At 71.2% G+C, this 698-nt stretch carries 1 protein-coding gene; it reads left to right on the top strand.

What is annotated here, in order from left to right; genetic code table 11:
• Positions 1 to 698 (top strand): hypothetical protein (locus ALMP_RS34680; protein WP_264935725.1); only part of this gene is annotated, 698 nt, incomplete at both ends.

The following is a 698-nucleotide window of genomic DNA, read 5'->3' as shown; positions in this document are numbered from 1 at the left end:
GTCGCTTACCAGCAGGTGCTTCCCGAGACCGACCTCTGGCTCGACTCGCAGGCCGGCGGCGTCAAGGAGACCCTCGTCCTGAAGTCCGCCACCGCCCCGAACAGCTTCGTCTTCCCGCTCCGCCTGAAGGGCCTCACCGCCAAGGTCGACGGCGGATCGATTCTGCTGACCGACGCCGAGGGCCGCACCCGCGCCGTCGTCCCGGCCGGGTTCATGGAGGACGCCGCCCAGGCCGTCTCGAACGCCGTGACGTACGAACTCGTCCAGGGGCAGGACGGCGGCCAGGCGCTGAAGGTGACCGCCGACCGGGAGTGGCTCGCCGACCCGGCCCGTGCCTACCCCGTCCGCGTCGACCCCTCCGTCGACACCACCTCCGCCTCCACCTCCATGACGGTCCGCGGCGGCGGCTCCGTCGTCGGCTCCAGCGAACTCCAGGTCGGCAAGGGCCCGAACGGCGCCTCCGCCGCGTACCTCGGCTTCCCCGGACTCGACGAAGAGCTCAGGTACCACCAGATCTTCGGTGTGCAGCTCCAGGTCGTGAACTTCGACTCCGCCTCCTGCAAGCCGCGCCCGGTCTCCGTCCACCCCGTCACCGAGTCCTGGACCGCCGGCACCGGCACCGCCTACCCCGGCCCCTCGGTGGGCAGCGCGCTCGCCTCGAAGTCCTTCGCGTACGGCTACATAGCACTCGGGCAGTC

Source organism: Streptomyces sp. A012304 (assembly GCF_026008495.1).
Classification (GTDB): Bacteria; Actinomycetota; Actinomycetes; order Streptomycetales; family Streptomycetaceae; genus Streptomyces.
Note: the sequence above shows the minus strand (reverse complement) of the source record. Positions and strands in the feature narration are given on the sequence as shown.